Below are 23492 nucleotides of genomic sequence, written 5' to 3' on the forward strand. Positions count from 1 at the left end.
GTAACATAGATACCGCCAGGCAGACCCATTAGTAACCAGCCGCTCATATCTGCAGCGCCGGCACTTAAAGCGGTTACAGCAGGCCCCAAAGAACGGCCGCCAAGCATGTAATCTGTGAGGTTGCTTGTTTTGCGATATGCATACCATCCAATTAACAACATCCCGGCCAGGTAAATCCCGATCGAAACTAGTTGTAAAGTTTGATGAGACATTCATTTTCCCCCTTTATTATATTGGAAATAATTAAAAATAATATTTCCTCTATAGAAAATATTCTATCAACTTTGTATAAATATGACTAGTCCCTAATAATTATTTTTTTGAAATAGTATTATATAATTGTAAAATAATGTTATCTTTAGTCGTGAGCACATGCGTTGCACCTAATAATCTAATCAATTATCCTTGAAGAAAATGGAAGGGGCGTTAACAAAATGAACTTAAATGAATGGTTTCATAAGGGACTCACCACGGATGAATACATTAGTTCAATGACCAGGAATAAAGAGGAAATGCTTTCTATTTTTGAGGGCTATCGGGTTAGTGAAGAGGACCAAACAAAGCTAGAGCCTTTAAAAGTAAAGGGCCTTCGTGCAATTGTTATTACGGAGGACTGGTGTGGGGACGCATTATTGAATAATCCAATCTTGCTGAGAATTTCGGAGGCGGCTAACATGGAGGTTCGTTTTGTACTTCGTGACCAGAACCTTGAGCTGATGGATCAATACTTAACCAATGGGACCTCCCGTGCGATTCCAATTTTTATTTTTATTGACCAAGAGGGAAATGAAATAGGTGTTTGGGGACCAAGAGCACCTGAAATTCAGGCACTTGTGGAAAAGGGCCGTACAGAATTGCCGGATAAAGAAGCGCCTGATTTTCAAGAAAAACAAATGGCTTTATATAAACGCTTGGCGAAATCCTACCAAACAGACACAGGCGTTTGGCAGACCGTAGCCAATAGCATATTAGCAACTCTTTTAAAATAAGGCTGTGTTAAAGGACATTATTGATTTTTTAACTCTGTTGAATGGAGTGGAAGGCACGCCCGCGAACGGCTTGTCCCTGGAACAGAAATCAACAGACAAGTTTAACACAGCCTAAAATAGAATGAGAAGTCTCCGGCTGAAAAGGCAGCCGGAGACTTCTCATTTTTTTATTGGTGGTATTCGATCGCTTTTTATGTTTTTATCATTAATATTTGGCTCGATTCCAAGGATGAAATTACGGATGTTTGAACGATGAAGGTAAATTAAAAAAATTGAGAATACGAGAAAGATGAGTTCAGACTCCAATTTGGGAGATAAAAAAGCATAGGTGAGCATACTAAGGCCGACTGAGATGGAGCCAAAGAATACGTATTTGGTTAAAAAGATAACGGAAAAGAAGGTAAAATATGCAATGATAAATAAAGGGAGATTGGCAACTAATAAGGCCCCTGCAGTAGTAGCAATCGCTTTCCCGCCTCTAAACCCGGCAAAAATCGGGTAGCAATGTCCCAAAACGGCAGCAAACCCGAAGAAAAGCGGCTCGTGGTCAAGATGGAGGTACAACGGCAGATAGGAGGCAGCCGCCCCCTTCCCAGCATCAATAAGCAGTACGAAAATCGCTGATTTTTTCCCCAAAACCCTTAAGGTATTGGTTGCGCCAGGATTTTTGCTTCCGTGCTCACGAATATCAACACCAAAGATTAGTTTGCCTACAATTAAGGCGGTCGGAATACTTCCTATTAAGTAGGAAGCAAGTAGGAGCAACCAAAACATTTTCATCCATCCCTTGTCAAAGTATTTATAGCACTCTAGCAATCTAAAATGGTATTATTTTCATGGAAAGCTTATTATTCAGCAATCAAGAAGGAGCCCATTTCGAAACCATTTGATTTTGGTCAAGTTGCTAATAGCTATGCTGGCTCAAGAGAGGATATTCCCGTAAACTTAAATGAATAGATTACGGAATGGTAAAGGGCTTACTTGAGCCTTCTTTTTAGTGTTAAGAGCGCTTTTTTTGCAAAATAATAAAAAAACGTTATGATAATAGACGGACGTTTCAGGTTAGAATAGTCATTATGGCTATCGATAAGATTGTAAGGCAGAATATTAATTGGTAGAATATAGAAGGTGGAACGAGACATACAAAAAAGCCAATTGTTGATTTCAAAAAATAGGATGATGATGGAATGAAGAGAGCTAGATTAATTTATAATCCTACATCGGGGCGTGAGATTTTAAAACGTAATCTCCCGGAAATCCTTGCAAAATTAGAGACGGCCGGCTATGAGGCATCTTGTCATGCAACTACCGGTGCAGGGGATGCGACCGAAGCAGCACGGATTGCCGTGAAGCGTCGGTATGATGTAGTTATTGCAGCAGGCGGTGACGGAACGATTCATGAAGTAGTCAACGGTCTTGCAGAACAGGAATTTCGGCCAAAATTAGGGATTATTCCTGCTGGTACGACCAATGATTTTGCCCGCGCTCTGCATATTCCCCGTGATATTAGTGCAGCTGTTGATATTATTACAAAAGGGGATTTAATTCCTGTAGATATTGGCCGCATCAATGATAAGTATTTCATTAATATTGCAGGTGGCGGGAGAATTACGGAACTTACATACGAAGTGCCAAGCAAGTTAAAAACGATGCTTGGTCAACTGGCTTATTATTTAAAAGGGATGGAGATGCTTCCATCCATCAAGGCCTCTGAGGTTAGAATCGAATACGATGGAAAGCTTTTTGAAGGGGAGGCTATGCTGTTTCTAGTAGGGCTGACTAATTCAATTGGAGGGTTTGAGAAGCTTGCCCCTGACTCATCGATTAATGATGGCCTTTTTTCATTATTAATTTTGAAAAAAATTAACCTTGCCGAGTTTGTCAGGGTTGCCACTTTAGCGATTCGTGGTGAACACGTTAATGACTCAAATGTCATCTACACACAGGCCAATCGGATCAAGGTATATTCAAACGAAAAGGTTCAATTGAATTTAGACGGAGAATTCGGTGGTTTGCTCCCGGCAGAATTTGAAAATCTGTATCGCCATTTGGAAGTGTTTGTTCCACTAGATGATATTCGCCCGCTTGACCGCCCGACAGATTGGGTGCCGGGGAAAAGATATAGCTAAAAAATCCGTTCCTTTGAGAGCGGATTTTTTAGTGAGATAAGTAGAATTTTGTGTATAATGGATGAAAGACAGTAGTCAAGACGGGAATGTGAAGGAGTGAACGAAATATGTCAAAAAGAGCATTAATCAATATCGATTATACCAATGATTTTGTAGCGGATAACGGTGCGTTGACCTGCGGTGAGCCAGGCCAAGCGATTGAAGAAAAAATCATCGCTTTAACAAAGGAATTTATTGCAAACGATGATTATGTTGTTTTTGCCATTGATGTTCACGACAAAGGGGATGAATACCATCCCGAAACAAAATTGTTTCCACCGCATAATTTACGGGGAACCGATGGCCGGCATTTATTTGGCGGGCTTCAGGCAGTTTATGAAGAGAATAGGCTTCATGATCATGTTACTTTTATGGATAAGACAAGATATTCTGCTTTTGCCGGTACTGATTTAGAGATTAAGCTCCGTGAACGGGGAATTACAGAGGTGCATCTTGTCGGAGTTTGTACCGATATTTGTGTCCTGCACACAGCAATTGATGCCTATAATAAAGGTTTTAAAATTGTGGTCTATAAAGAAGCAGTGGCTTCTTTTAATCAAAAGGGACATGAATGGGCTCTAGGACATTTTGTACAATCGCTTGGCGCTATGGTTAAATAGTCATTAAAATGATAGAATGATTAAAATGGTGAAAATGCTCTTGCAGCAATTCGGAGGTCTATGATGAAACACATTTATCATGATGATAGCTTAACATTACATACGGATCTGTACCAGATTAATATGACTGAGACTTATTGGAAAGACGGAATACATAATAAACGTGCAGTCTTCGAATTATTTTTCCGAAAACTTCCATTTGGGAATGGCTATGCTGTTTTTGCAGGATTGGAAAAAGTGATTCAATATATTCAAGGCTTCCGTTTTAGTGAAGAGGATTTAGCGTATTTAAAAAATGAAGTTGGTTATGAGGATGATTTTTTAAGTTATCTTAAGGAGTTAAGATTCACAGGAACGATTCGCGGGATGAAAGAAGGAGAGCTTGTCTTTGGTAATGAGGCGATCCTTCGAGTAGATGCTCCATTAGGGGAAGCACAATTAATTGAAACGGCCTTGCTTAACATTGTGAATTACCAAACATTGATTGCGACAAAAGCATCAAGGATTAAACAAGTAGTTGGCGATGAAGTGGCGATGGAATTTGGGACACGACGGGCACAGGAAATGGATGCAGCCATTTGGGGAACAAGAGCGGCTTATTTAGCAGGATTTGAGGCAACAAGTAACGTCCGGGCGGGAAAATTGTTTGGAATCCCAGTGTCGGGTACCCATGCCCATTCGATGGTACAAGCTTATAAGGATGAATACACTGCTTTTCACAAATATGCCGAAGCCCACAAGGATTGCGTTTTTTTGGTTGATACTTATGATACGCTTAGGCTGGGTGTGCCAAATGCGATTAAAGTGGCGAAGGAATTAGGCGATAAAATTAATTTCATTGGAATCCGCCTTGATAGCGGTGACTTGGCCTACTTGTCAAAAGAAGCGCGTAAAATGCTCGATGAGGCAGGCTTTGAAAAAGCAAAGATCTTTGCATCGAGCGATTTGGATGAGTATACAATCATAAACTTAAAAGCCCAGGGTGCAAAAATTGAAAGCTGGGGAATCGGTACGAAACTGATTACAGCATACGATCAGGCGGCGCTAGGTGCTGTGTATAAAATTGTGGCAATTGAAAATGAGCAGGGGGAAATGGAGGATACAATTAAAATTTCCTCTAATCCGGATAAAGTGACGACACCGGGCATGAAGAAAATTTACCGAATTATTAATAATCAGAACAATCATGCTGAAGGGGATTATATTGCGATGGAGGATGAAAAGCTGCCGGAAAGGCGGTTGAAGATGTTCCATCCTACCCATACGTATATTAATAAGGTCGTCACGAACTACACGGCAAAAGAGCTTCATGAAGATATCTTTGTAAAGGGTGATCTTGTGTACGAAATTCCATGTCTGGAAGAGTCACGGGAGTATCTGAAACAAAACCTTAACGCTCTTTGGCCTGAGTACAAGCGGACCATGAACCCAACAGATTACCCAGTCGACCTAAGCCAAAAATGCTGGGATAACAAGATGAAAAATATTGAAGAAGTAAAAGAGAAGGTTGCAGAAATGCAGGAATAAGTTCTATTAGGCGCCCCTTTAGTAAGGGGCGCTTTTTGATGAAAAAACAGGAACTGGGGTGTAGTTCCTGTTTTTCCTTGCAGAGGTGGAATTTTAATTCCGTTAAGGGGAAGACCTTTGCTATATCCAAAAAGTATTATTGAATACTTGAGGACCCAACTAATGATTCGGGCTCATGACCCAGTATAAGCTGACTAATTTTAGAGTAGCCAATCGATTTAAAATCGGTAAACATTTGCTTTAATACCTCGATATCAGCATCCGTTACTAATTTCTGTAACTCTCTTTTATAGAGTCTAAGCACAGAGCCATAGACGAACTTAGGTGTATGTTCTCCCGGATCTTCTCCCATAATTAAGCATCCCATATAGTGGTATTTAAATTGAAATGCCCGGGTAAGGTTAATCATATCCTGGAATTTTTCAAAAAGACCTGGATATTCCTTTTTTAATGTTGCAAGTACTTCTTTTGCTTCAGTTAATTCATCAAGGCTTGATAAAGTAATCATTATTTCTCCTCCTCTTCTGTGTCCCAAGGCTTTTTAAGTGATATATAAGCAGCTAATTCTTTTGATTTTTGTCTTCTGATTTTCCGGATTTCAGCACGTTCTTTCGCGGTCTTATAAAGGAATATTTCCTCCTCTGTTTCAGGTATAACACCAGGAACTTCTACCGGGCGTTTATTTTCTCCAAAGGCAACAAAGGTTAGAAAAGCGGTTGCTGCGATTCGGCGTTCACCGGTCATGATGTCTTCGGCAATGACTTTGCAGAAGACCTCCATTGATGTTTTTCCTGTATAGGTAACAAACGATTCGACACAGACTGAATCTGTTTGGTGGATTGGACATAGGAAATCGATGGAGTCGGTTGAAGCTGTTACACATTCTTTTTCCCGGGAATGTCTTCGTGCAGATAGGGTTGCGGCATCATCGAGCTTTTTCATTAAAACTCCGCCGAATAGTGTATTATAGTTATTTAAATCGCAAGATAATACTTGTGCAGTATTAATGATGCGGCTCTCTTTTACTTTTTTTGCGTTCATCTAGGTTGCATCCTTTCAAGTTGGAATATAGTCTGTTGAGGGTTAGCACTATTTCCAAGTGGCTAAAGGGTTTTTCTTGCATTTACAAGTGTACGCCCGGTTGCAATGTAAGTAAAATGGTTATATTTTATCAGTAGTATAGCTTTTATCTATGTAAATGCTTTCAGTTATGCAAAAACGGTTATGGTTTGTTATTAAAAGAAATAGAAGATTGTCGTGTTCAGCGTTCGATGCTCGAACAGATAAAAAAAGAGCGTCCGTGGTCACCGAGAGAAGGTGTAGATGCCCGAGTAGATAAGAAAAGAGCGTCTGTGGTCACCGATAAAGGTTGTAGATGCCCGAGAAGATAAAAAAAGAGCGTTCGCGGTCATCGAGAGAGGGGGTAGATGCCCGAGCAGATAAAAAAAGAGCGTTCGCGGTCACCGATAGAGGGTGTAGATGCCCGAGCAGATAAAAAAAGAGCGTTCGCGGTCACCGATAGAGGGAGTAGATGCCCGAGCAGATAAAAAAAAGAGCGTTCGCGGTCACCGATAGAGGGTGTAGATGCCCGAGCAGATAAAAAAAGAGCGTTCGCGGTCACCAATAAAGGCCGAAGATGCCCGAGCAGATAAAAAAAGAGCGTTCGCGGTCATCGATAAAGGCTGTAGATGCCCGAGCGCATAAAAAAAGAGCGTCCGCGGTCACCGATAAAGGCAGTAGATGCCCGAGAAGATAAAAAAGAGCGTCCGCGGTCACCGATAAAGGCCGAAGATGCCCGAGTAGATAAGAAAAGAGCGTCCACGGTCACCAATAAAGGCCGAAGATGCCCGAGCAGATAAAAAAAGAGCGTCCGCGGTCACCGATAAAGGCCGAAGATGCCCGAGCAGATAAAAAAAGAGCGTCCGCGGTCATCGAAAGAGACCTTAACCTAAATATCGCACCTATTTGTGATAATGCTTTATAAGTTCTTTTTTCGTAAACTCCAGCCACTCTTTCGCCGCATAAGAAAGGTATTGATTCTTCCCCCAAATCATCGCTAAATGCCAGCCGATGGAGGGGTTAACCACTCTAATTGCCCTAACGTTTTGATTTAAGTTATGGCATACACTTTCCGGTAATAGGGAAACCCCAAGCTTATTGGCAACCATCTCTTCAATAAAAGAACGCTGTGAACTTTCAGAGATAATATGCGGGTTAAAGCCCACACTATTACAAGAAAGAATAATCCGGTCGTTTAAGGCAAAATCCTTATTAAATAAAATAAACGCCTCATTTTGTAGTTCAACCAGTTCAACCTCCGAGCGATCAGAAAACGGGTGAGAGGGGTGAAGGATAAGATTCAAATCCTCCTCCATAAAAGAAAAATGCTCAAAAAGTTCATTTTTCGTCGGAAGCACAATGATACCGACATCAAGAAGATTGTTCGCCACATCTTCTTCGATCTTCTTTGAGCCATCCTCCACTAATTGAAAGGTAATACCAGGATATTTTTCATGAAAGCTTCCAACAATTTTGAGGAAAATAGCCGCGTCAAAAATCGGCGGCAAACCAATCCGGATATGCCCTTTTTTAAGTCCTAATAAATTGTCTAGTTCTGTTTCTAAATTATTAAAAGCTTTATCAATTAATTTTGCCTGCTCAAGGATCACCCGGCCGGCATCCGTTAACGTTAATTGCTTGCGGGAACGGTCAAAAAGCTCCACTCCTAGCTCAGTTTCAAGGTTTTTTATCATCTTACTGATCGTTGGCTGTGTAATAAACAAATGTTCAGCCGCACGGGAAAAACTATTAAAATTCGTTACTTCAATAAAATATTGTAAATGTTTAATATCCACACTTGTACACCTGCTTATGTTAAAGGTTTAGGCTTATTTTACTTCTAATCGGTTCATTCTACCACGTGTGCTTCGTATTCCAATCCTAAATATGATACAATCTTGCTAGTCAAATCGAAGAAAAGGAAGAATTAGATGAGCAAAACATTACCAGTGAGTAAAAATGAATATATAGATGTGGTTTTTGAAGATTTAACCCATGATGGAGCAGGTGTAGCTAAAGTGGATGGATTTCCGCTTTTCATTCCTAATGGACTGCCTGGTGAAAAGGCAAAAGTGAAGGTAATTAAGGTGAACAAGGGCTACGGTTTTGGAAGATTAATCGAGCTTTATGAAAAAAGCCCCTACCGGGTTGAAGTCGACAGCAGTGAGGCCAATAAGTACGGTGGCTGTCAGCTTGAACACATTAGTTATGAAGGGCAGTTGAAGTATAAGGAAAATCTGGTACGCCAGGTACTTACCCGAATCGGAAAGCTCGAGGACGTGAAGGTTCACCCAATTTTAGGCATGGAACATCCTTGGTATTACCGTAACAAAGCACAGGTTCCAGTCGGAGAAAAGGACGGCAAGCTGATTTCTGGCTTTTTTAAACCAAGGAGCCATGAAATTGTCGATACGAATGAAAGCCTCATCCAGCTTCCGGAAATCGATGAGGCTGTTCAGGTGGTAAAAGAAATCTGCGGTGAGCTTCATATTCCTGCCTATCAGGAGGAAACGCATAAAGGGGTTCTTCGCCATATTATGGCCCGTTATGGTAAGCAAACAGGAGAATTAATGGTCGTGATCATAACAAGGACATCAGATATTCCCCAAAAAAACAAGCTGATCGAAGAAATTTCAAAGCGGCTGCCGAGGATTAAATCGATTGTCCATAACGTGAATTCGAAGCGGACAAACGTCATTCTTGGTGAGAAAACAACCGTTTTATGGGGAAATGAAGTTATTTACGATTATATTGGCGATGTAAAGTTTGCAATTTCAGCCCTTTCTTTTTATCAAGTGAATCCTGTTCAAACAAAAGTGCTTTATAATAAGGCACTCGAATATGCTGGCTTGACTGGTGATGAAAATGTCATTGATGCGTATTGCGGCATCGGAACAATTTCTTTATTTTTAGCACAAAAGGCGAAGAAGGTCTTCGGTGTGGAAGTGGTTCCGGAAGCGATTGAAGACGCGCGGCGTAATGCAGCTTTAAACGGTTTCACCAATGCGGAGTTTGCCGTTGGGGAAGCGGAAGTTGTAATCCCTAAGTGGTATAAGGAAGGCAATACAGCGGATGTATTAGTTGTCGATCCGCCGCGTAAAGGCTGTGATGAAGCTCTGCTGCAAACGATTATTGAAATGAAGCCGAAAAAGGTTGTCTATGTATCCTGCAACCCCGCAACGTTGGCAAGGGATTTACGGATCCTTGAAGATGGGGGCTATAAAACCTTAGAAGTCCAGCCGGTGGATATGTTTCCACAGACGACACATGTGGAGTGTGTGTCGCAACTTATGTTAAAAGTGTAACCCCAAAACTTTACGTTTTTGATTGTGCTCGTTTTGTGTGAAAATAAACATTTCCGTTTCCTGGGCCCGATTCAGTTCTAACCCTTGATCAGGCTTTTCATTAACTGGAAGGGCAAATAAAAGATATAAGAAGGCAGTCTCATTTAGGGGGCAGTCTTCTTTTTAAAATTGTTTAATCCTCTTACATCGAATAATTTTATCCTTTCATGTGTCCGCCACTCAGTCGTTAATGCTTTTAACAAGGTTCGTTGCTTTGCATACAAGTTCATACCTTCTTCCTCCATAATTAAAAATTCCTCCTCCTTTTGAATTCATTACTTTATTTTTGAATGTATTGTTCAATTTTGCCCATATATGCAATAAGGTGATAGATTTTTACAATTGGAAATAAGCCAAAAATTAAGAAGCTCCACGAAAATTTTATTTGAATAGCAATGAAGAAGCCAGTTTAAAATAACATCATGATTTGACTTTTAATATGAATTAGGGTGAACTGATTGGTTGAAAATGCGGAAAAATGGGCAGGGTTTAGAAAAAAATCCCAAAGGAGACTAAGAAAAGATGATATTACCATTGTGGATACAGATGCTACAAAAAAAGCAGTGGTAGCAACTGCTCTTGGAAACGCGATGGAGTGGTTTGATTTTGGAATTTACTCCTACTTAGCTGTAATAATAGGAAAAGTGTTCTTTTCGGGCGTGACCGGGCCGCTCCAATTAGTATATTCATTTGGTACTTTTGCTGTGGCATTCCTCGTTCGTCCTCTTGGGCGGGATGTTTTTTGGCATGTTGGGTGATAAGTTAGGACGAAAAAAAATATTAACCATCACTTTAGTGTTAATGTCTCTAGCTACTTTAAGTATGGGGTTGATACCAAGCTATGCGAAAATTGGAAATCTGGCGCCTATATTGTTGCTTTTAGCCAGATTAGTTCAGGGATTTTCTACAGGCGGCGAATATTCAGGTGCCATGACATTCATCGTGTAATCTTCACCCGATAAAAAAAGAGGCTTTTTGTCAAGCGGGTTAGAAGTAGGAACATTAGTAGGATATATTGCTGGATCCGGCATCGTAACGATTCTCAGTTTTTGGCTTGGAGACGATAAAATGCAGGATTGGGGATGGCGGATTCCTTTCTTTATAGCTGCTCCGATCGGCCTAATTGGTCTTTATTTGAGAAACCATTTGGAAGAGACTCCTATCTTTGAAGCAATGAAAGAAGAAAAGCCTAAGGAAAATGAAAAAGGGTTAATCAAAAAAGTTTTTGTTTATCATTGGCCACAACTGTTAAAAGGGATGGTTTTAGTTTTATTTTTTAATGTTGTGGATTATATGTTGTTATCGTATATGCCAGCTTATTTAAATGTTGTCCTCGGTTATGAAGAAACCAAAGGTCTTTTGTTGATTCTAATTGTGATGTTTATCATGATTCCCATTGTTTTACTCATGGGTTATTTCAGTGATCGAATAGGGAATAAACGCATTATTTTAGGAGGCTTGATTGGGGTAATTCTTTTATCCATCCCTTCTTTCAAGATGATTGAAAGCGGGAATAATTTGACGGTTTTTTTAGGGCTGATGATATTAGCTATTCTTTTAGCTACCTTCGAAGCAACCATGCCGTCTATGCTACCTTCTTTGTTTTTTACACAAGTAAGATATGTTGCGCTGGCCATTACATTTAATATTTCTGTTTCTCTATTTGGCGGAACAACTCCATTGGTGATGGCGTGGCTTATAAAAGTGACAGATAACAAGATGGTTCCAGCTTATTATATTATGGCTGCATGTTTAATTGGTCTTGTCGCCATGTTTTTTGTAAAGGAAACCACGGGGAAAGCGCTGCGGGGATCAGCACCAGCAGTAGAGGAAAAACATGAAATTGCGGAAATTCTGGAGGATCCTCATGAGGCCCTTTGGTGGAAAGAGGAGGGAAGAAATATTGTTGAAAAAATGGCTGAATCGGAAAATGAAAAATAGCTATACTCTAAATAGAAAAATTAATCCAATATTACATGTGCGAACTAAGAAATCTAAAGTATATTTTTATTAAAAATTTTGGATGGTTTATAAAAAGGGGTACCCAAGTGAAATTTTATTCATTGGGTACCCCCTTACTCTTTTATTTAAAACACTTTCGTAGTCCAATCCTCACAATTCCAAATATCGGTCGCAATTTCACGATAGAAATCAGGTTCGTGGGATACCATCAAAATACTTCCGCGATATGCCTTTAAAGCACGCTTCAATTCTTCTTTTGCGTCCACATCCAAGTGATTGGTAGGTTCGTCTAAAATTAATAAATTTGTTTCTGTGTTTAATATTTTACACAATCGAACTTTAGCTTTTTCGCCACCAGAAAGGACTTCGATTTTACTTTCAATATGTTTCGTCGTTAATCCACATTTTGCAAGAGCAGCACGGACTTCAGCCTGATTCATACTTGGGAACTCGCTCCAAATCTCTTCAATACAAGTGTTGTAGTTGGACTGTTTAACTTCCTGCTCGAAGTAACCGATGTATTGATACTCACCACGTTCCACTTTACCCTCCAGCGGATCAATCAACCCAAGAATACTTTTTAAAAGAGTAGACTTACCAATACCGTTTGCACCCACGAATGCAATTTTTTGTCCGCGTTCCATTTTTAAATTCAGAGGGCGGGAAAGTGGTTCATTGTAACCAATAACGAGATCTTCAGCCGTAAAAATATAACGACTAGCTGCACGAGCTTCTTTGAAGTTAAACTCTGGTTTTGGCTTCTCTTTCCCTAATTCAATAATATCCATCTTGTCAAGCTTCTTTTGACGAGACATCGCCATGTTACGAGTCGCAACACTTGCCTTGTTTCGGGCCACGAAATCTTTCAAATCAGCAATTTCTTGTTGTTGACGCTTGTAAGCAGACTCTAGCTGCTGCTTCTTCATTTCATATATTTTTAAGAAGTTATCATAGTCACCAACATACCGATTCAACTCTTGGTTTTCCATATGATAGATCAAGTTAACAACATTGTTCAAAAATGGAATATCATGTGAAATCAAGATAAACGCATTCTCATATTCCTGTAAATAGCGCTTCAACCATTCGATATGCTGTTCATCCAAATAGTTCGTAGGCTCGTCTAGTAATAGGATTTCGGGCTTTTCTAGCAAAAGCTTAGCTAGCAAAACTTTCGTACGTTGACCACCGCTAAGATCATCTACATCTCGATCGAGTCCAACATCATCTAATCCTAGACCACGAGCAACTTCCTCAACTTTTGAATTAATTCGATAGAAATCATTACTATCTAAAGTTTCTTGTAGCTCTCCAACTTCTGCAAGTAATGCATCGATATCAGCGCCTTCATCACCCATTTTTGCATAAAGTTCATTGATCTCTGATTCAGTATCAAAAAGATATTGAAAAGCAGTACTCAAAGCGTCACGCATCGTAGAGCCTTTTTGAAGCACAGCATGCTGATCTAAATAACCAACACGAACTTTTCGTGACCACTCAACTTTCCCCTCGTCGGGTTGCAGCTTCCCAGTAACAATATTCATGAAGGTAGACTTACCCTCACCATTTGCCCCAACTAGTCCAACGTGCTCACCTTTTAAAAGTCGAAAAGACACATTATTGAAAATCGCACGATCACCGAAACCGTGACTTAAATTTTGTACGTTTAATACGCTCATTTTTTTAACCCCTTATCTAATGTCACATGTGGATATCTTACTAGATTTTGGCTGTTTTTTCTATCTTGAAGTTATTTTTTGTGAAAAATGTAATTTGATTTTTGAGCTAAATTGAAGTCTGTCCCAGCTTAATAAAAAGAGATTATTGAGTTATATTTACTTGGGTGTATAACAATTCTGTAAGAGTCTATTATACAACCTAACCTGAAGGTAAGATATGAGTTATTCCCACTTGGGAATAAGTGTAGAAAAATGGAAAATGTTAGACATCTTTCTGTCAATATCCTTTGGACTATTCAACAAACAAGGTTAGATTGTTTAGTATCGACTAATTAGATATTAAGGTAAACTATCGCCATACAATGGCCGAATACAAGAAAGGTAGCTTTTTAAATGGCTACTGACGGCAGATTCTTCTGGATTAAAAGTGTCTTAATGGACACTACTAAAAATGCCAACCATTAGAGTGGGAATTTTTTAGGTTTATTTATGAATGTTTAATTGTTCATATTGATAAAACAAATCTTTGAGTGCAGCTGTTAGAGCATTTGTCGCTCGGCCTCTATAGTGATTTTGCAAAATACGAATGGGTTCATCAATACCATCCTTCAGACTTAATCCCTTTAGAAGTTCATCTACATAATTTCTACCATGTTCCGTTGCTAACGTACATGATGCCTCAATAATAACCCCATATTTATTGTCAATTTCCGCTGTTATCGTCAATGTATCAAAAACACTTTTTGCAGCCATTCCTTGTGGTAAACGTGCATGTCCGGCTAGAAAGTAAGTATGGATGGAAGCCATTGGAAACATCTCCTTAAATGATTGTTAGTATAATACTAATTTATTTTATGACCAGCCATAATCAACCTTCCTAAATTTGATTGAGATACAGCCTAATCGTTGCTAAAAACAAAGCAATTTACTCATTTAATATAGTTGCAAGAATAATGCCGTTCATATGATATCTCCAAAACCTTGATATTTATGGAACAGGATAAGAAAAAATGATATGAATATTTCATTTTTGAAATTTTTAGTGAAAACAAAATAGTTTTTTTAGGGATTTCAGAATGAAAGCGCTGTATAAAACCTATTGGTGAATGAAAAATAACTTTCTTTATAGGTTTGTTTCAATATAGAAATTACATATTTCAGTTTTGAAAAATAAATACCCCCTTTTTTAAAACAACTTTATTATTATCAAGGCATTGGTCAATTTTCAATATTGGCACGTTATTTGCATTATTATTGGACAAGTGAACTTTTATTAACTTAAATTCGCTTACAACTAGAAAAGTGGTGGGAGAGGATAACTTTATAAATTCAGAATATTCCCAATAATGCAAGTTTAGTAAGCAGTCATTATAACTAAATTATTCTATTATGGAGGGTGAAACATGAGTAAATACCAGTTGGCCGTAGATGTAGGGGGAACCTTTACCGATGTGTTTATATTTAATGAAGAAACAAGGGAAATTTCAGTAACGAAAGTATCTTCAACACCGCATAATCCAGCTGAGGGGATCTTGACAGGAATTACCCAATCCAATGTTTCAACTGAAGATATTCATTTCTTTTCACATGGTACAACCGTTGGGCTTAATGCGTTGATAACGAGAAATTTACCTAAAACTGCCCTAATTACAACCCAAGGTTTTAGGGATGTTCCGGAAATTCGCCGGGGAACAAAATTGGAACTATGGGACAATTATATTGATGTGGCTCCTCCTTATATTAAAAGACGTGATCGCTTTGAAGTAGAAGAAAGAGTAGATTTTGAAGGAAAGGTTATCACCCCATTAGATGAAGAAAAAGCTAAGGATCTGGCTCGTATATTGAAAAGGCGTGAAGTGGAATCGGTTGCGATATGTTTTATCAATGCTTATAACAATGGCGCGAATGAGCTGAAAATGAAAGAAAATCTGGAAAAGGAACTTCCAGGAGTTTATGTCTGTACATCCAATGAGACTCTACCGGAGATTTTTGAACACGAAAGAATGAGCACGACCATCGTAAATGCCGTCCTCGGGCCGCTTTTGAATGATTATATTCAAAATCTTACGACAGAAATGAGAGATAAGGGATATAAAGGTGACGTTCTTTTACTTCACTCCGGTGGAGGAGTCATGACATCTGAAACGGTTTCTAAGTATGCCGCGAGATTAGCGAGTTCCGGGATTGCTGCAGGTGCTATTGCAGGTTCATACATAGCAAAATTATGCGGGTACAATAATGCAATCGGTTTAGATATGGGGGGGACAAGCACAGATATCTCCTTGATGTATAACGGTGACCTAAGGGTTACCAAGGATTGGTATATTGAGTATGGCTATCCAATCGGATTTCCAAGCATCGAAATATTAACCATCGGAGCAGGTGGGGGAAGTTTGGCCTGGGTTGACGATGGGGGAGCTTTACGAAACGGTCCTCAAAGCGCCGGAGCCGCGCCGGGTCCTGCTTGTTATATGAAGGGCGGCCATAAACCAACGAATACAGATGCGAACGTATTGCTTGGCAGATTGAATACCAAGCTGCTAAGCGGGAAAATGACCTTAAATAAAGAAGCTTCCCGAGAAGTAATCCAAGAACAAATTGGAGAATACTTTGGTTTGACTACTGAGGAAGCAGCAAATTCTATCATTAAGGTGGCCAATGCCAATATGTGTGATGCTCTACGTCTTATCTCTGTTCGCCGCGGCTATGATCCCCGCGATTTTGCATTGGTCGTGTTTGGGGGAGCAGGCGCACTTCATGGAGCCCATTTAGCAAAGGAAATGGAAATCCCAACCGTCATTGTTCCGCCATTCCCGGGGATCACTTCGGCGATGGGATGTTTATTGGTAGATGTACGTCATGATCTTTCTAAAACGTATCTAGCTGTAGCAGCGGATGTAACGGGTAACGAATTAGAAAGTGAATTTGCCAAGTTGGAAGAAGAAGCGGTGAAACTGCTGGAAGCAGATGGGATAGAGCCGGAAAATATGAACCTTATCCGCCATTTAGAAATGAGGTATATGGGACAATGGCGTTCCTTAGAGGTACCTGTAGGTCGTCCTATTCGTTCCCTGGAGGAAGCGTTGGAACGATTCCACCAAGAACATCAAAGGGAATTTTCTTTTTCCGATCGTGAACAAGTGGTTGAAATTCACGGTATTCGAGTGGCAGCTGTCGGTATTTCACCAAAACCTGCGCTTCCTAAGTTCGAACCCATTGGAACATTAGATGACGCTTTAGCAGAATATAGAGATGTATATTTTGAGGAAGGTGGCGGGTACGTCAAAACACCAATCTACAACCGTGATAAAATTCCTGCCTTAGCTGAATTTTCCGGCCCGGCAATTGTAGAACAGATGGATTCCACTACCGTAATACCGCCAGAATTCATTGTAAAAGTAGATGAATATAAAAATATCATTATGACCCATGTCAAGAAGGAGGCATAGTATGAACCAGATATATGAAGGGACAACAAAGGGATATAAGAGTAAGTTAGATCCGGTAACATTTGAGGTTCTAAAGAATGCATTTGTAAACTTGGTAGACCAAATTTCTGAGCAGATTTTAAGAACTTGTTATTCTTTTGTTATCTATAATCGTGACTTTAGTTCAGCGCTATGCGATGCAAAAGGGAACACAGTTATGCAGGGAACACAGGATATCTCGGTACACGTCGGAACTTTACATTTAAAAGCCAAAGCGATTCTTGAAGATTTTGGTGATGACATTCATCCTGGAGATGTCTTTCTGATTAATGACCCCTATCGCGGTGGAACACATTTTTGCGATGTCGGAATCATCCGTCCTGTTTTCCATGAGGGAGAACTCATTGCACTTATGCAGTCCACTGGTCACTGGGCAGATGTAGGCGGATCTGTCCCTGGTTCCTTTGATGTTCAAGCTCAAGAACATTATGGTGAGGGTACTCGAATTCCTCCGATCAGAATCTGGAGAAAGGGTGTCTATTTGGCAGATGTGGCCAATCTTTTAGTGGCCAACATGCGCCTTCCGGAGGAACGGTTGGGTGACTTGCGTGCCCAAGCGGAAGCTACTAGAGTTGGAGAAAGGCAATTGTTACAGTTGATTGGAAAGTATGGTAAAGAAACGGTTCTTACAGCGTTTGAAGAAGTACAGGATTATGTGGAAAGGTTAGCCAAGTCAAAAGTCGCTGAACTTCCTAATGGTACTTGGGAAACGGCCGATTTTATCGACATGGATCCTCAATTAGGTGACGGCTTGATTCCAATCAAGGTAAAAATGGAAATTAAGGATGACAAGATTCTTTACGATTTGAGTGGATCCCATCACTACATTGGGTGCTTCCTGAATGCCGGGTTCGGTGCTTCCTTTTCAGCTGTTGTGGCAGGAACCAAAACGTTCTTCCCTGAGATTCCTCTCAATTCAGGGTTTTATCGAGTTCTAGATGTGCATCTCCCTGAGAATTCAGTGGTAAATGCCCCATGGCCAGCTGCGGTTTCCGGTTTTTGCTCGGGAGCATATGAGAAAATTATGAATGCCATTTTTGAGCTTTGGTCACATGTTATGCCTGAAAGGGCATTAGCCTGTTCCTTCAATCTAGAATATTTATTAATTGGCGGATGGGATAAGCGAGAAAACTATGATAATTATTTTATGTGGTATGATTGGATGGCAGGTGGACATGGGGGAAGAAATGAAAAAGATGGGGCGAATGCTCTTTCTCCAGTATTTGGAGTTGGTTTAAGCATACAGCCATGCGAAGGACAAGAGCGGCTTTCTCCTGTCGTTACTACACACCATAGCATCATTACGGATTCCGGCGGACCTGGTAAGTATCGTGGTGGTTGTGGGGTTGAAAAGGGGGGGATTCTCTCCCAAATCGATCGGACCGTCATGTCATATTGTTGTGACCGTTCAAGATCCATCACATGGGGAATCTTTGGAGGGCTGCCGTCTTATCCGCAAGGGGTTTGGTTGAACCCTGGAAAAGAAAGTGAGCAGTTTTTAGGGACCATTTTCTCGAATGTGAAAGTCGGGCAAGGTGATGAATTTGTTCGCCCTTCTGCTGGTGGCGGTGGATTAGGGGATCCGTTAGAAAGAGAGCCAAAACAGGTCTTGGAAGATATTATTGATGGCTATGTTTCTATCGAACGAGCTAAAAAAGATTATGGTGTAATTATTTCAGAAATGGATAAAGAAATTGATCTTTATGAGATCGATGAAAAAGCTACTGCACGCGAAAGGGGATATATAAGGTTCAATCGGAAAGCTTGGTTGACAATGGATATTTCGGAAGTGCAAAGATTATACAATGCGGGTGAAATTGATCGGCTTGATTTAATCCGGCGTTATGGTGTGGTGCTTGATGATCACACAGGTGAAATCCTTCCTAAATCTACGAAGCAGTATCGGGAAATGTTGTATAAAAGAACGTTGCAATACTGGGAAGAATAATTAGGTTGTATCAGAAAACCCTTGATCCTGCTACAGGACCAAGGGTTTTAGTTTTAATAATTTACACGCGCTGTCCACTGAATATAATATATATTTCAATTTTGAAATTTATTATAATAATTAAAAGATTTTATAAAGTCTAACAACATTCATTTTCAAATATGAAATTTAATAGTAAAATAGAATAAAATACGTTCAAATTGTTACGGAATTATTTCTTTAATAAAGTTCTGGAGGTGAAAAGATGATCCTTTGGAAAGATCTTTTGAAACCGATTTCAACAACCATCAACCATCAGTCTTCTTTACATGAAGCTATGGAGTTGATTTGTAACGAAGGAGATGAAGTGGTTTTTGTAAAGGATAATGGGACGATAGTTGGATACTTCAATCATCAGGAATTAATTAAACAAATAGTTGAAAATGGAGACCTTCAAAAAAGGGTTGAATATCAAACGGATGTGTTATTAGTACCATTTCAAAATTCGGTTGAGTTCTTTCATAATGTATCGGTTGTTCTCGGGATAGATGAGCATGGCAAAGTGGTGGGATATTGTTCGTTAGAGGATGCAAGGAACAAATTAACACAACTTAAATTGCAACAAAAAAGCCAAATCTTTAATAGTGCCCGGATTGGAGTCATTACAACGGATCATAAATTAGGTATCACCTCTGTTAATGAGATGGCGGAAAATATACTGGGATTATCTAGTCGTTTCTTAATGAACAGGAATTATAAAACATTACTTGCGATAGATAAGCTAGAAGATGTCTTGAATGGAAAACAGTTCGTAAATGTAAACAACTCCATTAATTTTAAGCAGATAATCGGAAACTTCTCTCCACTTTTTAATGACGGAAAGATTGAAGGAATCATTCATATTTTTCATCTCCGCGAACAATTAGAAGAAGCGATAAACGAACTAGAGTGGGTCAGAAGTTTAAATGAAGATTTAAAAGCCATTTACTCTTCCGCGGACGAAGAAATTCTTGTCATTGATTCTAAAGGAGAAATTATCCGTGCAGCAGGTACCTTTCTCAAAGATTTTTGGATGTTGCAATCTTCCAATCAATTGATTGGGAAAAAGGTAAATGAACTTCAACAGAGAGGTTTTTTTAAACAAAATATACTGGAAGAGACTCGGAAAAAAGGCAAAGGGATTTTTGTTCATGAAAACGCGAGAGGAAGAAAGATCTGGTCCGTTGCTACACCCATTTTTTACGAAGATAAATTAGAAAAGGTAGTCATTATTTCAAGGGATATCACGGAAATTAACCAGCTTCGGGAAGAGTTGGAGATAGAAAAACAAAAATCCAATTTAATTAAACAAGAACTAGATGAAATGATCAAACGTAAGGACCATGAAAAAAAACTAATCTATCGTTCTAAAGTGATGGAAAATTTAGTTGAGCAAATTAAACAAATCGCCTCAGTGGATTCTACAGTTTTGCTTTATGGAGAATCCGGGGTAGGGAAAGAAGTGTTTGCTCAAACAATTCATTCTTATAGTCAGAGAAGTGAGTATCCTTTAATAAGAGTAAATTGCGGAGCCATACCTGAAAATCTGATCGAAAGTGAATTTTTCGGCTACGAAAAAGGGGCTTTCACCGGGGCGGATAAAAATGGTAAACCCGGAATGTTTGAATTGGCCAATCAGGGTACCATTTTCTTAGATGAAATTACTGAACTCCCCTTGAACTTGCAGGTTAAACTTCTTAGAGTGTTACAAGAAAGAGAAGTTATGCGAATTGGTGGCGTTAAAAGTAAGAAAGTGGATGTAAGGGTAATCGCGGCAACGAATAGGGACATAAAGAAATTGATCGAAGAAAACAAATTTAGAGAAGATCTTTACTATCGTTTGAATGTAATCCCGGTAACGATTCCACCACTAAGAGAAAGAAATCATGATATCAGCTGTTTATCTGTGAATTTCCTAGAACAGTTTAATGCTACTTACAAATGGGAAAAGGCCTTAACGAGAAAGGCATTGGATGTTCTTGAATGTTATGATTGGCCGGGTAATGTAAGAGAATTACAAAATGTGATTGAGCGATTAGTCGTAACCACGAGAGAAAACTCTATTACCGGAGAAGATGTGATGGCAGTTCTTTATGGAGAGTCAAAAGAAACAAAGTTTAAAGCTATTATTCATTCCATTGTTCCCTTAAAAGAAGCAGTCGAAGAAGTAGAGGCGCAGTTAATTAGAAGTGCGATGGATAAATATGGTACAGCAGCTAAAGCCGCTCAAGTACTCGGAATAAGTCCGGCGACCATTAGCCGAAGGATCAATAAGCTGTTTAACGAAGGAGAAAGGAGTAACCTCGATGTTTACGTTACCTGAAACCAAATTTGATTTTCTAGGGGACGAATATATTTATGCGGAAATTTCCAGAGAGATGAGTCTTGAGAATAATTTTAAAGCTCTGGCAATCACTGATGAATTGCGAAGGAGAAACATACCGGGGATTATTGATATCTGTCCTGCGAACACTTCCTATCTCGTTCGATATGATCCCGAGATGATAACTTCAACTGATTTGCATGATTATCTGATGGATATAGACATGAACAAAAGCCATCTATCTGAAATGAATCTTTTGACGAAGATCGTTGAAATTCCAACCTGGTACGATGATCCCCTTACTCGAGAATACTCCTTTAAATATAAAAATAGACATCAGCATCCGGACTTGACAGACTTTGAGTTTGCCATGAGAGTTAATGGTTTTAAGGAAAGGAATGCCTTTATAGAGGCCCATTCATCCATACCCTATTTTATTACTATGACGGGTTATATTCCGGGAATAGCCTGGTGCTTCCCATTAGGTTTGTCCAAGGAAGAAATCATCCAAGTTCCAAAATACTCCAGTCCCCGTACAGAGACTCCAAATCGTGCGGTAGGTATCGGCGGGGCATTTACCGCAGTCTATCCAGTTGATTCCCCAGGTAGTTACCAATTGATTGGCATGTCAGCCGTTCCTGTCTTTGATACTGGGTTTCGTTTAGAAGACTTGCAGAATGTCGTGCTTGCTCGTCCAGGGGATATTTGGAAATACCGTCCTATTGATGAAATTGAATATAGGAAAATTCGCTCCGAAGTAGAAAGCGGAACATTCACTTATCATATCAAAGAAGTAGTGTTTTCCCCTGAGGAGTACCTTACAAAAGGAAAAATGTATATTCGTGAACTGATGGAGGATTTTTAAATGCTTAAAGTAATTGAACCCGGCTTATCAACCACTGTTCAAGATTTAGGAAGGGATGGTTATTATCATCTGGGGATGCCGCCTTCAGGAGCTGCTGATCAATATTCTTATCAGATAGGGAATATACTTTTGGGCAATCCAGTTAACTATGCAGCGCTTGAAATAACATTGCTGGGGCCGAAACTGGAATTTTACAAAAAAACGATGATTGTCATTACTGGCGCTCCAGTTTCCTCCTATCTCAATGAACGACTGATTCCGATGTGGCAGGCGGTGGAGGTTAAACCAGGTGACGTTATGTCATTTAAATTTAACCAATTAGGTGTTTTCAGCTATTTATGTGTATCAGGGGGAATTCAAGTCCCCGAAGTGATGGGAAGTAAATCCACCTATCAAACGACCGGTTTAGGAGGATTCAAGGGGAGGAATTTAAAAGCTGGAGATGAAATTGACATTGGTGAACCTCTGCCGGGTGTTTTTAAAAATGTAGGAAAAGCCATTCCTTCTGAGTTTATTCCGATCAACGAGCAAGAAATCCAAGTAAGAGTAGTCTTAGGGTTTGCTAGTTACCTGCTAACCGATGAGGGAGTTCGGACCTTGCTTAATAATGAATGGACCGTCTCCACTGAATCAAGTAGGATAGCCTATCGATGCCAAGGGCCTTCAATAAATATAAAAAATGACGAAACTCCGTTTGGCGCTGGCAGCGGGTTTTCAAATGTTGTGGATACGACTTATCCATTAGGAGGCATTGTACTACCTAATAGTGAAGAAATAATTTTGTTTCTAAAAGATGCGACGACAGGAGGAGGCTTTATGACGATAGGAACGGTGATTAGCCCCGATCTTGATTTAATCGCACAGCTTAGACCAGCTGCCAAGATCCGGTTTACTGCAGTTACAGTAAACCAAGCGGTGCAAGTAAGAAGAGAGAGAAATAAGAAAATCGGCCTTCTTGAAGAAATACTCAAATGAATGTAGAGAGATTTTACTTATATTAGTAATTACTATTGACAGCGTGTTTATAATATTATAGTATAAAATTACCAAAATTCACTCCCAGAAGGATTACCTCTTTCAAGAGCAGTGAATATATTCTTTGAACTCAATAAGTAAACAAACTGATGAATCTTCTGAACTCCGAGAGATCGGATACATAAAGTAGATCAAAGCCAGTTGTATTATCCGGAATTATTCCGATTAATACAGCTGGCTTTTTTTGCTATATGAGTCAAAGAATCACTAGAAAAACCTGGAGAGGTGGAATTGTATATGAACATGATCAGAGATTTAGTAGACAAGTGTATCAGTTGCCATCAAGAATTAGCCCCCTGTGAAAGGAATCGCAGCGAATGTCTGGATTGCCGGGATAAAACGATTGAGGCGTACGGGGATGATTCTGAGGAGTAACAAGTGAAATGAATAGGGAAAAAGAAAAGGGCTCGGTTTAGGACTGGGCCGTTTTCTTTTATTAGTACAAATATTAATACAAAACACACAAC

Annotated in this window: 20 protein-coding genes and 1 pseudogene; 13 read left to right on the forward strand and 8 right to left on the reverse strand. The window is 39.6% G+C overall.

All coding sequences use genetic code 11. The annotated features are described in order from the left end of the window. On the reverse strand, positions 1 to 161 hold a 161-nt coding region (locus tag E2K98_RS22235; RefSeq protein ID WP_407921223.1), incomplete at its 3' end, for a sodium:solute symporter family transporter. Between the two features lie 273 nt (positions 162 to 434). Between E2K98_RS22235 and E2K98_RS22240 the strand changes: the two genes are divergently transcribed. Continuing rightward, a complete protein-coding gene (locus E2K98_RS22240) occupies positions 435 to 989 on the forward strand; it encodes a thioredoxin family protein (protein WP_133338074.1) in 555 nt (184 codons plus the stop codon). A 159-nt stretch (positions 990 to 1148) separates the two neighbouring features. Here the strand turns inward: E2K98_RS22240 and plsY are convergent, their stop codons facing one another. Further along, positions 1149 to 1763: a glycerol-3-phosphate 1-O-acyltransferase PlsY gene (gene plsY / locus E2K98_RS22245; protein WP_133338076.1), complete on the reverse strand. Its 615-nt coding sequence runs from the start codon at positions 1761 to 1763 to the stop codon at positions 1149 to 1151. Positions 1764 to 2176: 413 nt separating this feature from the next. Here plsY and E2K98_RS22250 point away from each other — a divergent pair, with 413 nt between their 5' ends. The 3 genes from E2K98_RS22250 (at position 2177) to E2K98_RS22260 (ending at position 5304) form a co-directional block, all read left to right on the forward strand. After that, positions 2177 to 3118 (forward strand): diacylglycerol kinase, encoded by a 942-nt coding sequence (locus E2K98_RS22250; protein WP_026573575.1) that lies wholly within the window; start codon positions 2177 to 2179, stop codon positions 3116 to 3118. Positions 3119 to 3225: 107 nt separating this feature from the next. After that, positions 3226 to 3777, forward strand: coding sequence for a cysteine hydrolase family protein (locus E2K98_RS22255; protein ID WP_133338078.1), 552 nt, complete (start codon positions 3226 to 3228; stop codon positions 3775 to 3777). 63 nt (positions 3778 to 3840) lie between these two features. After that, entirely contained in the window at positions 3841 to 5304 is a 1464-nt protein-coding gene (locus E2K98_RS22260; RefSeq protein WP_133338080.1) for a nicotinate phosphoribosyltransferase, read from the forward strand. A 136-nt stretch (positions 5305 to 5440) separates the two neighbouring features. Here the strand turns inward: E2K98_RS22260 and E2K98_RS22265 are convergent, their stop codons facing one another. Both E2K98_RS22265 and E2K98_RS22270 read right to left on the reverse strand, forming a co-directional pair. After that, on the reverse strand, positions 5441 to 5812 hold the full coding sequence (locus E2K98_RS22265) for a hypothetical protein (RefSeq protein ID WP_026573578.1): 372 nt from the start codon (positions 5810 to 5812) through the stop codon (positions 5441 to 5443). Beyond that, complete coding sequence (locus tag E2K98_RS22270; RefSeq protein WP_133338082.1) at positions 5812 to 6345, reverse strand: acyl-CoA thioesterase; 534 nt, start codon at positions 6343 to 6345, stop codon at positions 5812 to 5814. The genes E2K98_RS22265 and E2K98_RS22270 overlap by 1 nt, the downstream gene beginning before the upstream one ends. Before the next feature lie 647 nt (positions 6346 to 6992). Between E2K98_RS22270 and E2K98_RS31135 the strand changes: the two genes are divergently transcribed. Continuing rightward, positions 6993 to 7163 (forward strand): hypothetical protein, encoded by a 171-nt coding sequence (locus tag E2K98_RS31135; protein ID WP_165976345.1) that lies wholly within the window; start codon positions 6993 to 6995, stop codon positions 7161 to 7163. Between the two features lie 102 nt (positions 7164 to 7265). Here the strand turns inward: E2K98_RS31135 and cidR are convergent, their stop codons facing one another. Next, positions 7266 to 8159, reverse strand: a complete 894-nt coding sequence (cidR, locus tag E2K98_RS22275; protein ID WP_133338084.1) for a cidABC operon transcriptional activator CidR — start codon at positions 8157 to 8159, stop codon at positions 7266 to 7268. Between the two features lie 135 nt (positions 8160 to 8294). Here cidR and rlmD point away from each other — a divergent pair, with 135 nt between their 5' ends. After that, positions 8295 to 9668, forward strand: coding sequence for a 23S rRNA (uracil(1939)-C(5))-methyltransferase RlmD (rlmD, locus tag E2K98_RS22280; protein WP_133338086.1), 1374 nt, complete (start codon positions 8295 to 8297; stop codon positions 9666 to 9668). Between the two features lie 143 nt (positions 9669 to 9811). Here the strand turns inward: rlmD and E2K98_RS31140 are convergent, their stop codons facing one another. Continuing rightward, complete coding sequence (locus E2K98_RS31140; RefSeq protein WP_165976346.1) at positions 9812 to 9952, reverse strand: hypothetical protein; 141 nt, start codon at positions 9950 to 9952, stop codon at positions 9812 to 9814. A gap of 213 nt (positions 9953 to 10165) precedes the next feature. Here E2K98_RS31140 and E2K98_RS22285 point away from each other — a divergent pair. Then, positions 10166 to 11648, forward strand: a pseudogene (locus E2K98_RS22285) (MFS transporter). A gap of 146 nt (positions 11649 to 11794) precedes the next feature. On the opposite strand, the gene E2K98_RS22290 reads toward E2K98_RS22285, so the two are convergent. Then, positions 11795 to 13348, reverse strand: a complete 1554-nt coding sequence (locus E2K98_RS22290; protein ID WP_133338088.1) for an ABC-F family ATP-binding cassette domain-containing protein — start codon at positions 13346 to 13348, stop codon at positions 11795 to 11797. A gap of 483 nt (positions 13349 to 13831) precedes the next feature. After that, on the reverse strand, positions 13832 to 14155 hold the full coding sequence (locus tag E2K98_RS22295; RefSeq protein ID WP_208025408.1) for a DUF3870 domain-containing protein: 324 nt from the start codon (positions 14153 to 14155) through the stop codon (positions 13832 to 13834). Positions 14156 to 14751: 596 nt separating this feature from the next. On the opposite strand from E2K98_RS22295, the gene E2K98_RS22300 reads away from it, so the two are divergent. From E2K98_RS22300 to E2K98_RS31145, 6 genes are all read left to right on the forward strand, one after another. Next, the gene (locus tag E2K98_RS22300; protein WP_133338090.1) at positions 14752 to 16797 is read left to right on the forward strand and encodes a hydantoinase/oxoprolinase family protein; all 2046 of its coding nucleotides are present in this window, start codon (positions 14752 to 14754) and stop codon (positions 16795 to 16797) included. 1 nt (position 16798) lies between these two features. Then, positions 16799 to 18784, forward strand: coding sequence for a hydantoinase B/oxoprolinase family protein (locus tag E2K98_RS22305; RefSeq protein ID WP_133338092.1), 1986 nt, complete (start codon positions 16799 to 16801; stop codon positions 18782 to 18784). Between the two features lie 244 nt (positions 18785 to 19028). After that, entirely contained in the window at positions 19029 to 21125 is a 2097-nt protein-coding gene (locus E2K98_RS22310) for a sigma 54-interacting transcriptional regulator (RefSeq protein WP_133338094.1), read from the forward strand. Continuing rightward, positions 21109 to 21990 (forward strand): 5-oxoprolinase subunit B family protein, encoded by an 882-nt coding sequence (locus E2K98_RS22315; RefSeq protein WP_133338096.1) that lies wholly within the window; start codon positions 21109 to 21111, stop codon positions 21988 to 21990. Before E2K98_RS22310 ends, E2K98_RS22315 begins: the two co-directional genes overlap by 17 nt. Further along, positions 21991 to 22965 carry a 5-oxoprolinase subunit C family protein gene (locus tag E2K98_RS22320; RefSeq protein ID WP_133338098.1) on the forward strand — a complete coding sequence of 325 codons (975 nt, stop codon included), beginning with the start codon at positions 21991 to 21993 and terminating at the stop codon, positions 22963 to 22965. It begins immediately after the preceding gene. 297 nt (positions 22966 to 23262) lie between these two features. Further along, positions 23263 to 23400, forward strand: a complete 138-nt coding sequence (locus E2K98_RS31145) for a hypothetical protein (RefSeq protein WP_155925532.1) — start codon at positions 23263 to 23265, stop codon at positions 23398 to 23400. The last annotated feature ends 92 nt before the right edge of the window (positions 23401 to 23492 follow it).

The organism is Bacillus salipaludis (genome assembly GCF_004358205.1).

Excerpts from the sequence above, each read along its gene's own strand:
- E2K98_RS22240 (WP_133338074.1), top strand. The coding sequence starts at position 435 with ATGAACTTAAATGAATGGTTTCATAAGGGACTCACCACGGATGAATAC.
- plsY (WP_133338076.1), bottom strand. The coding sequence starts at position 1,763 with ATGTTTTGGTTGCTCCTACTTGCTTCCTACTTAATAGGAAGTATTCCG.
- E2K98_RS22250 (WP_026573575.1), top strand. The coding sequence starts at position 2,177 with ATGAAGAGAGCTAGATTAATTTATAATCCTACATCGGGGCGTGAGATT.
- E2K98_RS22255 (WP_133338078.1), top strand. The coding sequence starts at position 3,226 with ATGTCAAAAAGAGCATTAATCAATATCGATTATACCAATGATTTTGTA.
- E2K98_RS22260 (WP_133338080.1), top strand. The coding sequence starts at position 3,841 with ATGAAACACATTTATCATGATGATAGCTTAACATTACATACGGATCTG.
- E2K98_RS22265 (WP_026573578.1), bottom strand. The coding sequence starts at position 5,812 with ATGATTACTTTATCAAGCCTTGATGAATTAACTGAAGCAAAAGAAGTA.
- E2K98_RS22270 (WP_133338082.1), bottom strand. The coding sequence starts at position 6,345 with ATGAACGCAAAAAAAGTAAAAGAGAGCCGCATCATTAATACTGCACAA.
- E2K98_RS31135 (WP_165976345.1), top strand. The coding sequence starts at position 6,993 with ATGCCCGAGCGCATAAAAAAAGAGCGTCCGCGGTCACCGATAAAGGCA.
- rlmD (WP_133338086.1), top strand. The coding sequence starts at position 8,295 with ATGAGCAAAACATTACCAGTGAGTAAAAATGAATATATAGATGTGGTT.
- E2K98_RS31140 (WP_165976346.1), bottom strand. The coding sequence starts at position 9,952 with ATGGAGGAAGAAGGTATGAACTTGTATGCAAAGCAACGAACCTTGTTA.
- E2K98_RS22290 (WP_133338088.1), bottom strand. The coding sequence starts at position 13,348 with ATGAGCGTATTAAACGTACAAAATTTAAGTCACGGTTTCGGTGATCGT.
- E2K98_RS22295 (WP_208025408.1), bottom strand. The coding sequence starts at position 14,155 with ATGGCTTCCATCCATACTTACTTTCTAGCCGGACATGCACGTTTACCA.
- E2K98_RS22300 (WP_133338090.1), top strand. The coding sequence starts at position 14,752 with ATGAGTAAATACCAGTTGGCCGTAGATGTAGGGGGAACCTTTACCGAT.
- E2K98_RS22305 (WP_133338092.1), top strand. The coding sequence starts at position 16,799 with ATGAACCAGATATATGAAGGGACAACAAAGGGATATAAGAGTAAGTTA.
- E2K98_RS22310 (WP_133338094.1), top strand. The coding sequence starts at position 19,029 with ATGATCCTTTGGAAAGATCTTTTGAAACCGATTTCAACAACCATCAAC.
- E2K98_RS22315 (WP_133338096.1), top strand. The coding sequence starts at position 21,109 with ATGTTTACGTTACCTGAAACCAAATTTGATTTTCTAGGGGACGAATAT.
- E2K98_RS22320 (WP_133338098.1), top strand. The coding sequence starts at position 21,991 with ATGCTTAAAGTAATTGAACCCGGCTTATCAACCACTGTTCAAGATTTA.
- E2K98_RS31145 (WP_155925532.1), top strand. The coding sequence starts at position 23,263 with ATGAACATGATCAGAGATTTAGTAGACAAGTGTATCAGTTGCCATCAA.